Source organism: Occultella gossypii, from assembly GCF_019947135.1.
In the GTDB taxonomy this organism is placed as follows: domain Bacteria; phylum Actinomycetota; class Actinomycetes; order Actinomycetales; family Beutenbergiaceae; genus Occultella; species Occultella gossypii.
The window spans coordinates 127,571-140,624 of sequence record NZ_JAGSHT010000022.1 but is presented as its reverse complement, the minus strand read 5'-3'; the positions used below and the strand labels follow the sequence as shown (position 1 = coordinate 140,624).

Below are 13,054 nucleotides of genomic sequence, written 5' to 3'. Positions count from 1 at the left end.
TCAGCTCGCGATCTTGGCCGCGAGGATGCGGCGCAGGTAGTCACGGTTGGTGGCGGCGACGCTCAGCCCGTCGCCCCCGTAGTGCTCGACGCACAGCGGGCCGGAGAAGCCGGCCGCCAGGGCCATGCCGACGGCGGTCCGGTAGTCGATGTAGCCGGTCTCCAGTGGCGCCGGCGCCGAGAAGTAGGCACCGGTGGCCGGGTCGTGGTCGCGCAGGTAGTTCTTCAACTGCCAGTAATTGGCGTGCGGCAGCATCCGTTCGAGCATCACCCGCCAGTCCTCCACGGGCCGGTGCAGCCGGACGATGTTCCCGATATCCGGGCACAGGCCCACGTTGGGTAGGCCGATGTCGGTGACCAGTCGCACCGAGCTCTCCGACGTACCCAGGTAGGTGCCCTCGTACATCTCCAGGGAGACCTGGACCTGGGCGCGCGCCGCCTCCTCGCCTATTCTGCGGAAGCCCTCGACGGCGGCCGCCCAGACCGCGGGGTCCTCCGGGTTCTCCTCGCCCGGCGCGAGCCAGAACCACTCCGCCTGCTGCTGTTCGGCGGTGAGTGGCTGGTGCAGCCCGACGCACACGGTGCCCACGCCGAGCTCGCCGGCAGCCCGGACGGTCTCGAGCGCGAACTCCAGGTTGGCGGTGGCCCGGTCGGGGTCCGGATCGAGGATGCTGCGGCGCGCGAGCGGGATCGCGCTGATGCGCAGGCCGTACTCGGCGAGCAGGCGTTGCAGGCTGCTGCGAGCGTCGGCGTCCAGGTCGGAGATCCGGATGAACGTGGTGAACAGGTCGATCTCGGTGAAGCCGGCCGCGGCGACCTCGTGGAAGGTCGGCCGCCACGCCTGCGGCCCGGTCGTCGTGACGTCACGGCCGTCGGTCAGGGTGCCGACGAGTTGGGGGAGGCCGACGCCGATCGGCCAGGTGTCGGCCGTGAACGGTGCCGTCATGCCGTTCTCCTCGTCAGGGTGGGGGCCGGGGGAAGGTCGGCGAGCAGGGCGCTCATCCGCGAGTAGGCCTCGGCCCGCCAGGCCTGGATGGCGCCGGTGTCCGCCTCGGTGTAGTCGCGCCACAGGCCGGCGCCGTTCTTCATGCCGTGCCGGCCCGCGTCCGCCGCCTCCGTGAGGATCTCCGGCGGGGCGAACCTGTCTCCGAGCGCGTCGGCGAGCAGTCGGAAGGAGTCGGCGTAGACGTCCAGGCCGGCCATGTCCAGCATCGCGAGCGGGCCGAAGAACGCGGCCCGGAACCCGAGCGTGGAGCGCAAAATGGTGTCCACGTCCTCGGGCGTCGCGTGCCCCTCCTGCACGATCAGCAGGGCTTCCTTCACCATCGCGTACTGCACGCGGTTCAGGACGAAACCGGGCGCGTCCTCGACGACCGCACTCGGTCGGCCGATCCTGGTGAGCATGGTCCGGATCGCGGCCACGGCCGAGTCCGCGGTCTGTGCCCCCGCCACCAGTTCCACCCCGGGGACGAGGTGCGCGGGGTTGCTGAAGTGGACCACCAGGAACCGGCTCGGGTTGCTGACCGCGTCGGCGAGCCGTGCGAGCGGGATCGTCGAGGTGTTCGTCCCGATCAGCGCCGCGGGAGCGGCCGCGGCGCTGATCTCGGCGAGGACCCGGCGCTTGGTGTCCGGATCCTCCGGCACTGCCTCCTCGATGAAGTCGGCGCCGTCGACCGCCACCGGGAGCGACTCGCTCCAGCTCAGGTTGAGGCGTACCCGGTCGGCGTGGCCGGCGGGCATCAGGCCCGAGGTTTCGAGCTCGGCGGCCTCGGCCAGGATCCGCGCATGCGCGGTCCGGGCGAGGTCGGCGGTGGCGTCCGCGATCCGCACGGTGAGACCCGCGGCCGCGAGCGTCTGGGCGATCCCGCCGCCCATGTACCCGGACCCGATGACCGCCACGGTGGTGATGGAGTGCAAGGTGTTCCTTCCCTGGTGCACTGACGGCGCACGCCGTCAGTGCATGTAGAGGCCGCCGTCGACGTTCAACGTCTGGCCGGTGATGTAGCCCGCGTCCGGGCCGAGCAGGAAACTGATCGCGGCGGCGATGTCCGCGGTGGTGCCGACCCGGTCGACCAGGAGGTCCGCGACCAGTTCCCGCTTGCGCTCCTCGGTGAGGGTGCCGCCCATGATGTCGGTGTCGATCGGGCCCGGGCAGATCGCGTTCACCGTGATCCCGTACGGCCCGAGCTCCCGGGCGAGCGCCCGGGTCAGCCCGATCACACCGGCCTTCGCCACCGAGTACGGGGTCTTGGAGTAGGTACCCCCGCCTCGCTGCGCGGAGACGGACGAGATCGACACGATGCGGCCGACGCCACGGGCCGCCATCGACTCGGCGACGCGTTTGCTGACGTAGTGGACGCCGTCGAGGTTGACCCGCATCACGCGGGTCCATTCCTCGTCCGGCAGCTCCAGGTACGGGACCGGGGAACTGACCCCGGCCACGTTCGCGAGCGCCAGCAGTGGCGGTAGCTCCGCCTCGAGCTTCCCGACGGCGGTGCGTACGTCGTCCGGGTCGCTCACGTCGACCCGGTGCCCCACCGCCGCGACCCCGTGCGCTTGTGTCAACTCGGTCGCGAGCGACTCGACGGCTGGGCCGTCGATGTCGACGAGCCCCAGACTCCAGCCCTCGGCGGCGAGCCGGTGCGCGGCGGCTCGCCCGATACCTCGGGCGGATCCGGCCCCGGTGATGACCGCGGTGCGTTCGGTGGGAAAGACGCCCATAGTTGTGATCCCTGTCCTCAGTTGTTGTCGGTGGACTGTGCGTGGATGCTGGTCAGTACGTGTAGTCCACGCCTCGTTGCCAATCCGGGAACTCCCAGTCGGCCCGGCTGACGTTCGCGCCCTCGCCGGTCGCACCGGAAATGGCCTCATCAAGCGCGGCCGAATACGCGTCGCTCAGCTTGGTCAGTTCGGCGCGCAGGTCGGTGAGTTCGCCACCGAGGTAGCCCTGGATCACGTTGCCGAGTTCCGGGGCAACCGGGGCCTGCCGGGCCTGTACCTGCGTGACGTCGACGTTGCGCACCTGCGGCTGAGGGGCCCGGAACACCCGCGCCCGGAAGTCCTCGACCAGCCACGCGTACGGCTCGATGACGTCGGCGTCCGCGACCACGTCGAGGTTCAACGGGGGCTGATCCATCCCGGTGGCCAGTGCCGTCTGGTAGTCGTCCTGGGTGAACGTCTCCACGAACTGGCTCGCGATCTCGGCGAGCTCGCTGGTGCCGCCGATCACCCAGTCGCCCCCGCGCGCACCCTTCGTCGCAACGATGTCCTCGCCGTCCGGCGTGAGCATCCCGGCCACGGCCATGTTGGGCAACATGTCAGCGTTCAGCGACCGTACGGCACCGGGCGAGTAGGGGCCGTCGATGTGGAAGCCGATGCCGCCTGCCGCCCACCGCCCGCGCGCGTCGGGGATCTGGAATCCGTTCGTGCCCGGCAGCAACCAGCCGTTCTCCGAGATCTCCTTGTACAGCTCGATGGCGTTTACGTAGGCGTCGTGGTGGTATTCATAGGCGCCGGTGTCGAACCGCAGCCCCATGTAACCAGGAAATCCGCCGGCCTGCGCCAGGTCGTCGATCTGCTCACGCATCCGGCCGGTGGCGCCGAGAGCGATGGTCATCGGCGCATACTCGCCATGCTCCGCGATCGCCCGCAGAGCGGTGAGGAAGTCGTCGTAGCTCTTCGGTGGCTCGAAGCCGACCTCCTCGGCGATCTCGGCGTTGTACCAGGTGCAGGCGATGTATTGCTTGTCCGTGAACGCCGGGAGTCCGTAGATCACGCCGTCGAGCATGGACAGCCCTTCGACGAAGGTGCCCTCCGGCAGTCGGGCGATGACGTCGTCGGAGATGGTCATCGCCTGGACCCAGCCCGCTTCCACCAGCGCCGGCAGCGGCAGCCCGATCACCGGTGAGTACACGTCCGGGAGCTGGTTGCTCTGGTTGGCCAGCTGCAGGGCCTCGGTGGCCTTGCCCGGCTCGTTGTAGGTGTGCTCGATGGTGACCCCGAGCGCCTCGCCCTGGGTCACGGCCCACTCGTCGTGCAGGTCCTGCAGGCCGCCCAGGTGATCCCACCAGCGCAGGGCACCGGCGTCGCCACCGCCACCTCCTGGTCCGGGCGGCGGGCTCTCACCACCGCACGCGGCAAGCAGGCCGGCCATGCCGGTGAGTCCGACTCCGCCCATGAAATGGCGGCGGCTGAGTGCTGTTCGGGACATGGGGATTCTCCTCGTTGAGATGGGTTTGAGGGTCTGGGAGGACGGGCCGATCAGGACTTGACGGCGCCCGCGATGCCTTCGATGAAGTAGCGCTGCATGAAGGCGAAGAGCACGACGATCGGCAGCAGCGAGATCACGCCTGCGGCAGCCATGCCGGGCCAGTCGGTGGAGTTCTCGCCCACGAACGCCTGCATGCCCACGCTCACGGTGCGCAGAGCAGGGTTGCTGAACGAGAAGACCAGGGGCAGGAAGAAGGCGTTCCAGGTGAACAGGAAGGTGAGGATGCCGACTGTGGCGGTGACCGGCATCGACAGCGGCAGCATGATCTGCGCGAAGGTGCGCAGGAAGCCCGCGCCGTCAACGATGGCAGCCTCCTCCAGCTCGGCCGGCATGCCCCGGAAGTACCCCGCGTAGATGAGGATCGCGGCCACGTTCGCGCCGCCGGCCAGGGCAAGGATCATTCCGCCGAGCTGGTCCAGCAGTCCCAGTTCGAGGGAGATCTTGACGATCGGGATGATCGTGTAGCCGGTGGGTACGAACAGGGTGGCGACCAGGATGCCGATCACCAGACGCGAGCCGGGGAACCGGTAACGGCCGAGCACATAGCCGGCCAGGGCGCACCTGGCGACCACGATCGCGACGGTCGCGACCGTGACGATCACCGTGTTCAGCAGGTAGACCCGGAAGTTCCCGTCCTGCCAGGCACGGACATAGTTCTCCCACTGCAGGGTCTCGGGGATGAGGTTCAGTCCACCGCCGAAGATCTCGGCGGAGGTCTTGAGCGAGGCCGAGACCATCCAGATAAACGGGAAGACCCAGATGAACGCCAGCACCGTGAGCAGTAGGACCAGGACCCACCAGGGCATCCGGCTCCGCAGCCGGCTCCAGGTCCGCGAGCCGGTCGAGGTGGTCGCGGCGCTCATGCTCGCGCCCGCAGCCGCCGGGAGACCATCGTTGCCCACACCTGGGCGATCACCACGACCAGCACGATGATGCCGAACAGGACCGCTGCGGCAGAGGCGAACCCGAGTTGCGGGATCGTGGCCGCGAATGCCCATCGGTAGATGTAGATCTCGATGATCTCGGTACTGAAGAATGGGCCGCCGGCCGTCATCGACTGCATCAGGTCGAAGGCGTGGAAGCAGTCCTCGATCGTCAGCACGGAGATGATCAGCAAGAACGGGATCAGCAGCGGCAGCGTGATGTGCCGGAACAGCTTGAGCGCGCCGGCGCCGTCGATACGCGCGGCCTCGTACAGATCCTTGGGGATCGTCTGGAGGGCGGCCAGCCAGTAGATCATCGTGATGCCGAAGAATTTCCACACGTAGATCACGCCGGCGGTCAGCAGTGCCGTCGAGGACGAGCCGAGCAGATCTACGGGGCCTAGCCCGAACAGTTGCAGCACCGACGCCACCGGGCCGCTTGCCGGGTCGAGGATGAACCGCATCACCACGCCGACGATCGCCGTGGTGGTCACCACTGGTAGGAAGTAGGCGGTCCGGAAGAACGAGCTGAACGGCAACCGTGGCGAGTTCAGCAGGATCGCCAGCGCGAACGCGCCGAACACCCGTAGCGGTGCCACGATCAGCATGAACAGGAGCGTGACCCGTACCGAGGACCAGAACAGTGGGTCCGCGAGCACGGCTTCGTAGTTGTCCAGACCCACGAATCGCTGGTCCGCGGAGAACCCGTTCCACTCCACCAGCGAGTACCAGTAGCTGGCCACGATCGGATACAGCGTGTACATCCCGTAGAGGATGAACGTCGGCAACAGGAAGGCGTAGATCCAGAGGTTGCGTTTCCGCTCTCGCCGGCGCCGGGCCGGCGATGGTGGCGCTGCGGGCGCCGCGGTGCGAATTGCTCGCACCGGTATCACTTGTGTCGCCATCGAACACGCTCCATCGGGTGTCGGTCGGGTCAGCGGATCTGGCTGAGTGCGAAGGTGCGCGGGTCGTTGCCGATCCGCACGCCCGTCTCCAGGGCGTCCAGGCCCGCCATGTCGTCTTCGGTGAGGTCGAAACCGTCGAGGTCGGCGTTGGAGACCATCCGCGCTCGGGAGGTGGTCTTCGGGATCACCACCCGGCCCTGATCCAGGTGCCAGCGGAGCACCACCTGGGCGGGGGTGACACCGTGCCGGTCAGCGATCGCGGTGACCGTGGGAGCGGACAGATCGGCGCCCTGCCCGAGCGGGGAGTATGCCTGCACCGTGATCGCGTGCTCGGCGCAGAAGTCGGCGAGCTCCGCCTGGGCGAAGGTGGGATGGACCTCGATCTGGTTCACGGCCGGCACGTGCTCGGCCCGGTCGAGGAGCTCACGCAGGTGCTCGACCATGAAGTTCGAGACGCCGATCGCGCGGACCCGCCCCTCGTCCAGGATCCGTTCGAGCGCTCGCCAGCTCTCCGGCCACAGCCCGGCGGCCGGGTTCGGCCAGTGGATCAGGTACAGGTCGAGGGTCTCCAGACCGAGCCGGGCGAGGGTGTCGTCGTAGGCACGCAGGGCACTCTCATAGCCCTGGTCCCCGTTCCGGAGCTTCGAAGTGACGAACACCTCCTCGCGCGCCAGCCCGGCGGACCCCAGCGCGGCGCCGACCCCCTCCTCGTTCACGTACGCGGCCGCGGTGTCCACGTGGCGGTACCCGACCTCGAGGGCCTCCTCGACCACCCGCTGCGCCTGCGCCGTCGGCACCTGGAAGACGCCGAGGCCCACCTGGGGGATCCCCACGGCGCCCGGCAGCATGGTGTGCCGATCGAGCGAGGTGGGCGCCGCCGTCGTCATGCCTTCGGCTCCCACACCAGCAACGACACCGACGGCAGCGGCAGGCTGAGGGCCACCTGAGCGGCACCATCGACGGGCGTCACGTCGAGCGCCGCTTCGAACTCCTCAAGTCCCTGGCGTGCCTTGATCGCGGCGAGCTGGTCCTCCGTGGGCAGCTGCGGCGAGCCGAGCCCCTCCCAGATCGTGTGCGCGTTGGAGTGCGTGGCGTCGATCCGGTAGTGCCACAGCGTGTAGGAGGAGCCGTCCAAGCCCGTGATGTTCACGTTCACAGCGGCCTCGGTCCCGTCCGCGTGGTACTGGTCGTCCGTGTGCCGCCAGACGAGTGCCGCCACGGTGCCATCGGCGCCCCGGGAGGCGAGCACGTCGACCTCCTCCGGCATGCTGGCGCCACCGCAGTCGTCCAGGGCCGTGACCGGGTGCGCCGCGTCCGACCCGGCCTCGATGCGGCGCTCGCCGAGCCGAGCCAGTGCCCGGTAGGCGTTCAGGAACGGCTTCTCCACGCCGCCCGCGGTCAGGAACGCGCGGGTGCCCTCGAAGTAGCGCTCGCCCTCGAAGTAGAAACTCCACGAGGTCGCCTGCTCGACCTGCACGGTCTCGGAGGCGTTCAGGTCGAGGATCTTCTTCATGAGCTTGACCTGGAAGACCGGGTAGTACTCGGTGTTCTGGAACCGGAAGTTCGCGTTGTCGTAGACGCTGTAGTGGGCCGGCACCCCGGCGTCGCACTCGTCGACGATGGCGGGCAGGCCGTGGTACTCGGGGAACTCCTCGATCACGCGGGAGAGCGTGCGGATCTCGAAGAGCATCTTGTGTGCGCTCGGGCTCTGCTGCTCCGGTGCCGGGCCGCCGGTGGGGCCGTAGACGCGCCACGGGCGGAACGCCGAGCCCTTGGTGTGGAAGGAGACGAAGTCGAGCGGGTCCTTGCGGGCGCTGGTGTGGGCCAGGAAGCCGCGCAGGAACTCGGCGCCGGAGCCGGTCACGGCTGGGCCGCCGACCTTCGCCGTGGGCAGCACGCGCCGGACCGCGGCCGCCGTCACCGAATAGAGCTCGTAGAACTCCTCGGGGGTGCCCCGCCAGTAGAAGATGTCCGGCTCGTTCCACAGCTCCCAGAGCCAGGTGTCGACCTCGTCGGCGCCGTAGCGGTCCAGGCAGTGCTGGGCGTGCGCGGCGATCAGGTCGCCCCAGGCGGCGTAGTCCTTGGGCGGGTAGCCCCACGCGCCGGCCTCGTAATTGCTGTAGACGGTGGGACTGGGCACCACCTCGAGCTCGGCGGCGTGATCGGGCACCAGGTCGCGAGGCGTGAAGGCGAGCTCGACGAGCACGTGGTTGCCGGACTCGACGATCGCGTCGTAGACCTGATCGGCGATGGTGAAGTCGTAGAACGCGTTCCCGTCGGCGTCGAGGTGGAACACGTTGCCGGTGCCCCAGTGCGGGATCCCGAAGCCGGTGCCCGAGCAGAACACGTAGTGCGGACGCACGTGGAAGCCCTTGTCGCTCAGCTCACCGAAGCGGCCGAGCAGGGAGCGCCCCGTGGGGGTGTAGGTCCAGTTGATCTCGTCGTACCCGATGCTCTCCCAGATCCGGGCGAGCGCGCCGCGGTCCACGGCGGCATCGATGCTCACCTCGGCCGCACGGACGTGCGGCGCATTCGGGTCGCTGGGCGCGGCGTGCGGGAAGGAACTCTTGTCCAGTCCCACACCTGGGTTGACTTCGGCGGTGAAGCTCACGTCCGGACTCTGCCTCTCTCGGGGGGTCATCGCGGCCACCGTCCCTGGCGACCTTCGGCGAGGCTAGACCGCCCGTTCTGAGATTGTCAATGATCTTCAATCACGATTGTCAATGATCTCCAACCCGCTAGACTGCTCAACACCGAGGCGTTGCAGGCGCTACCGTTCGTAGACAGCAGCGCAACGTAGCGGCGGAGATTGAGGGGAAACATGCGCAACAGCGGCGGGCCCGTCGGGCCTCTTCGGGCGGAGCACGCCGGCAGTCGGGGCTATGGCACCCCGCTGCCGGGACCGGCTCGGGCAGCCACGGGACCGGCCACCAGTCCCGTGGGAGGCATGCCGTGATCGACACCGGGAACTCGCCACCTCGGACGTCCATGGCCGAGTACGTGTTGGCGGTGCTCCGCGAGCAGATCGCCACCGGCGTGCTCGCGCCCGGTCAGCACCTGCGCGAGATGGAGCTCGCCGCCAGCCTGGACGTGAGCCGGGGTCCGGTGCGCGAGGCCCTGGCCTTCCTCGAGTCCGAGGGACAGGTCGAGATCCGGCGCCATCGGGGCGCGTTCGTGAGCGTGCTCACCCAGGTGGACGTCGAGGAGGTGCACACCTTCCGCGCCGCCATCGAGTCCCTCGCCGCCGAGCGCGCGTCAACGCGGATGACGCCGGCCCACTTCGCGGAACTGGACCGGGTGCTGGATGCGATGAAGGAGACCTCCGGGTCCGTCGCGCCGCAGGAGGCGGTCCGACTCGACCTCGCGTTCCATGACGTGTTGTACGACGCGGCGGACCATCAGCGACTGAGCCGCGCGTGGGTCTCCATCCGCAGCCAGGTGTTCTTCTTCCTGCACACCAGGAACGTGAACTTCCCCGACTTCCCGACCGTGGGCTACCCCGAGCACTACGAGCTCCGGATGGCGCTCGCGCAGGGGGACCCGCTCCTCGCCCGGGCCGCCGCCGAGGACCACCTCAGCGGCGCCTACACGCGCCTACGTCAGCTCGAGCTGCCGACCGAGTCGGACCGACCCGAGTGACCGGCTCGGAGTAGCTGCGTCACTGACCCACCGCACGGGTCAGTGACGCAGCGGCTTGCGCACACCTCAGGCGCGGTGCGTCGAGTCGTCCGCGTAGTCGACCGTGCAGGCTTGCGAACTCCTGCCCGACGCAAGCACATCCGCCCTTCGGTCCACGGTGGACCCTTCGCATCCAGGGGCGTTGCCGCTAGGCTGGCCGCCTGCCGATGGAGGCGCCATGCGTGAGATTCCGCCGAGAGTCCCCGGCCAACGACAACCCCCCGACGCCGCGTGGTTGACCGATCGGGTCACACCAGTCAGGCGGCCTACCGCTCATACCGCTGTCCGACCTCGTTCTCCCGTCGAGCAGGTGCACGCCTTGCAGCGGAGCGCCGGGAACGCCGCAGTGGCGCGGCTGATGGATGCTCGCTTGAGCGCATCGGGCATCGCGACGGCCAGCATGCAGCGAGCACCCGGAGGACCCGGAGCGTGGAGCGCGGGAACGAGCCCGCGCGTCGTCGAAGGTTCCGTGGGTGACGACGTCGGGCCGGTCACACTGCCTACCTTGACGCTGATGGACTTCCTCCAGCCCGCCCTGAACCGGCAGAGGCAGCGAGGCGGCCGCGGCGGCCAGGTGCCAACTCCGCCGAGCGGCGAGGTCGATGCTCGGCAACGGGCTCGCGAGCAAGAGCTCCTCGCGGCCGAGCGTGCGCGCCAGGAGCAGGAGGAACGCGAGCAGCTCGCCGTGCTCGAGCAGCAGCGGTTGGCGGCCGAAGCAAAACTGCGAGCCGAGGAGCAGCGGCTACGCGAGGAGGCCAAGGCAAAACGGCTGGCCGAAGAGCAAAGACTCCGCGAAGAAGCCGAGGCGAAACGGCTGGCCGAAGAGCAAAGACTCCGCGAAGAAGCCGAGGCAAAACGGCTAGCCGAGGAGCAACGACTCCGCGAAGCCCAAGCGCAACAGTTGGCCGAGAGCGAGTGGGCCGCGTTCCTCAAGGCGGTGGCGGACGTGCTCGCCCAGGAACTGGCGGTGGCGGTCGGGCCGACGTGTTGGAAGGAACTTCTGGCCACGGAACAGGCGGATGCGCTGGGTGCGGTGGCCGCCGCGGCCGACCGACCGTTCGCCGAGAAGAAGGCGCTCGAGCAGAGAGCGCAGCCGCGGAACAGGAAGTCCAAACGACTGGAGGACGCTGCTCTCGCCCAAGCAGTGCGCGCCGGGCTACTCACCGACGGGCGCGCCGCCATCGCGAAGGCCGCGCAGGCACTGATCGCGACGGCCAAGCAGCGGATCAGGTCCCGGGAGGAGCAGCAGGCCGCGGCACGCTTTGCGGCCAGGCTGACGTCCACCGAGCTCAACGGGCTACGCACGACCCCGATTCCGTCGGGCGAGAACTTGACCGTGCTCTATCGAGCAGTGGCGCAGAACCAGATCGAGCTGGTGCACAGCAGCACCTACCGGACCACGTTCGAACAGAAGGAGAAGAAGGGCTCCACGCACGGGCCGTTCTCGCGGGAGTACTCGGTGCGGGTCTATGGAACCGACAGCCGGTCTCCGGGCCGCTACGAATGGTGCTCCTGGGTGGTGCATGTGCACTTCCGTTCGAGCAAGCAGCCCAGCGCGGTCGAGTACCTGCACCTGAAGAAGGCGGCGGACCGGATGAAGCAGATCAACCACGTGATCAACAATGCGTTGGAGACATCCCTGACCCCTCTCGTGACCGCGACGGTCGACGCCTCGAAGGACGCCACGCTTCCGGACATCGGCAAGTGACCGTCAGAATCCGGGCCAAGCTTGCGAGCCTGCCTCAGTGGCCCGTCAATGAACGGTCCCGGGTAGCTGCGTCACTGACCCACCGCACGGGTCAGTGACGCAGCGGCTTGCGCACACCTCAGGCGCGGTGCGTCGAGTCGTCCGCGTAGTCGGTGTACATGTAGGGGTTGTCGAGCACCTTCGACTCGGGGATCTCCGGGCTCATCCCCTGGCGCCACTCCTGCTCCCCGAGGGTGGTGCGCAGGTGCTCGACCGTCTGCTCGACGGCGGTGCGCGCCTTCGCGAGGTCGCCGCCGAGCAGACGGTGCTCGTGCTTGAGCACGCGGCCGTTCACGACCACGGTGTGCACGTCGCCGCGCTGGGCCTGGAGCGCGATGTGCCCGTAGGGGTGCAGCACCGGGAACATGACGGGTGAGTCGTCGTTCTTGATCAGCACGACGTCCGCCTTCTTGCCCGGTTCCAGGCTCCCGACGGCGGAGTCCAGTCCGAGGGCACGCGCGCCGCCGCGGGTGGCCCAGTCGACGACGTCCTGCGCCCGCAGCGAGATGTTGGTGACGGTGTCGCCGCTCGCGTGGGCCTCGAAGTGCTCGCGGGTGCGGTCGGTGGCCAGGGTCGCGCGCATCGCGGAGAAGAGGTCACCGCTCCACCACACGCTGGTGTCCATCGACAGCGAGATCGGCACCCCGTGGGCGCGCAGGGCCCAGCTCGAGGGATAGCCCTGGCCGCACGAGGACTCGCTCTCCGAGGACACCGACGCATATCCGCCGGTCGCGGCGATGCGCTGGTAGGAGTCCGAGCTGAGGGTCGCCGCGTGCACATACACGTTGCCCGGGCGCATGTGTCCATGCTCGTGCATGAGCCGGATCCCGTCGTCGTTCGTGGCACCCCAGACGCCGGCGTGCGTGGTCACCGCCACGTCCAGATCGCGTGCCACGTCGAACGCGGCACCCTCCGGGTACGCGGGGTCGCCGGTGACGTCGAAGGCGAGCTGGAACCCGAGCATGTCGCTGCGCGGAAGCCGCTCGGCGAACGCCCGGAACTCCGGGGCCGCGGTCCACTCCCAGGGACCGGCGTGGATGTTGCCGTAGGCGAGCACCGCGCGGCCGCCCACCTGCTGCAGCGCCTCGAGGGCGGCCTCGCCGTGCTCGAGGCTCTGCAGCCCATGGGACCAGTCCACCGTGGTGGTCACGCCGGCGTCGATCGCCTCGATCGCACCGAGCAGGTTGCCGGCATAGATGTCCTGCGGGCGGAAGTGCTTGCCGTAGGAGAGGTAGTTCCACACGAAGTACTGGGTCAGCGTCCAGTCGGCGCCGTAGCCGCGCATCGCCGTCTGCCACAGGTGCCGGTGCGTGTCGATCATGCCGGGCATCAGGATGCCGCCGGACGCGTCGATCTCGACCGCCCCCTCGGGCACCTCCAGCGCCGGCCCGATCGCTTCGATCCGCTCCCCGACCATGAGCAGGTCGGCGCCGTCGAGCACGGTGTGCGCGTCGTCCATCGTGACCACGAGGGCGTTCCGGAACACGACCGGGCGGTCCGCGCCGAACGTCTCCTCGCCTTGCTGGCTCATT

The 13,054-nt window shown here is 68.9% G+C and carries 11 protein-coding genes; 2 read left to right on the top strand and 9 right to left on the bottom strand.

Features of this window, described 5'->3' with window-relative positions:
• The 8 genes from KCQ71_RS22645 to KCQ71_RS22610 all read right to left on the bottom strand — a co-directional run bounded on the left by KCQ71_RS22645 (window position 1) and on the right by KCQ71_RS22610 (window position 8,708).
• Window positions 1–945, bottom strand: coding sequence for a sugar phosphate isomerase/epimerase family protein (locus KCQ71_RS22645; protein ID WP_223410676.1), 945 nt, complete (start codon window positions 943–945; stop codon window positions 1–3).
• Window positions 942–1,916, bottom strand: a complete 975-nt coding sequence (locus KCQ71_RS22640; protein WP_223410674.1) for a 3-hydroxyacyl-CoA dehydrogenase family protein — start codon at window positions 1,914–1,916, stop codon at window positions 942–944. Before KCQ71_RS22640 ends, KCQ71_RS22645 begins: the two co-directional genes overlap by 4 nt.
• Window positions 1,917–1,952: 36 nt before the next feature.
• A complete protein-coding gene (locus tag KCQ71_RS22635; protein ID WP_223410672.1) occupies window positions 1,953–2,720 on the bottom strand; it encodes an SDR family NAD(P)-dependent oxidoreductase in 768 nt (255 codons plus the stop codon).
• A 52-nt stretch (window positions 2,721–2,772) separates the two neighbouring features.
• A complete protein-coding gene (locus KCQ71_RS22630; RefSeq protein WP_223410670.1) occupies window positions 2,773–4,209 on the bottom strand; it encodes an ABC transporter substrate-binding protein in 1,437 nt (478 codons plus the stop codon).
• A 50-nt stretch (window positions 4,210–4,259) separates the two neighbouring features.
• On the bottom strand, window positions 4,260–5,132 hold the full coding sequence (locus tag KCQ71_RS22625; RefSeq protein ID WP_223410668.1) for a carbohydrate ABC transporter permease: 873 nt from the start codon (window positions 5,130–5,132) through the stop codon (window positions 4,260–4,262).
• Window positions 5,129–5,980 (bottom strand): carbohydrate ABC transporter permease, encoded by an 852-nt coding sequence (locus tag KCQ71_RS22620; protein WP_223410666.1) that lies wholly within the window; start codon window positions 5,978–5,980, stop codon window positions 5,129–5,131. The genes KCQ71_RS22625 and KCQ71_RS22620 overlap by 4 nt, the downstream gene beginning before the upstream one ends.
• Window positions 5,981–6,126: 146 nt before the next feature.
• Entirely contained in the window at window positions 6,127–6,984 is an 858-nt protein-coding gene (locus KCQ71_RS22615; RefSeq protein WP_223410664.1) for an aldo/keto reductase, read from the bottom strand.
• Complete coding sequence (locus tag KCQ71_RS22610; RefSeq protein WP_223410663.1) at window positions 6,981–8,708, bottom strand: GH39 family glycosyl hydrolase; 1,728 nt, start codon at window positions 8,706–8,708, stop codon at window positions 6,981–6,983. Before KCQ71_RS22610 ends, KCQ71_RS22615 begins: the two co-directional genes overlap by 4 nt.
• A 341-nt stretch (window positions 8,709–9,049) precedes the next feature.
• Between KCQ71_RS22610 and KCQ71_RS22605 the strand changes: the two genes are divergently transcribed.
• Window positions 9,050–9,736: a GntR family transcriptional regulator gene (locus tag KCQ71_RS22605; protein ID WP_223410661.1), complete on the top strand. Its 687-nt coding sequence runs from the start codon at window positions 9,050–9,052 to the stop codon at window positions 9,734–9,736.
• 553 nt (window positions 9,737–10,289) lie between these two features.
• Window positions 10,290–11,483, top strand: coding sequence for a cell envelope integrity TolA family protein (locus KCQ71_RS22600; protein WP_223410659.1), 1,194 nt, complete (start codon window positions 10,290–10,292; stop codon window positions 11,481–11,483).
• Window positions 11,484–11,601: 118 nt separating this feature from the next.
• Here KCQ71_RS22600 and KCQ71_RS22595 read toward each other — a convergent pair whose 3' ends face one another.
• Window positions 11,602–13,053 (bottom strand): amidohydrolase family protein, encoded by a 1,452-nt coding sequence (locus tag KCQ71_RS22595; RefSeq protein ID WP_223410657.1) that lies wholly within the window; start codon window positions 13,051–13,053, stop codon window positions 11,602–11,604.
• Window position 13,054: the final 1 nt, after the last annotated feature.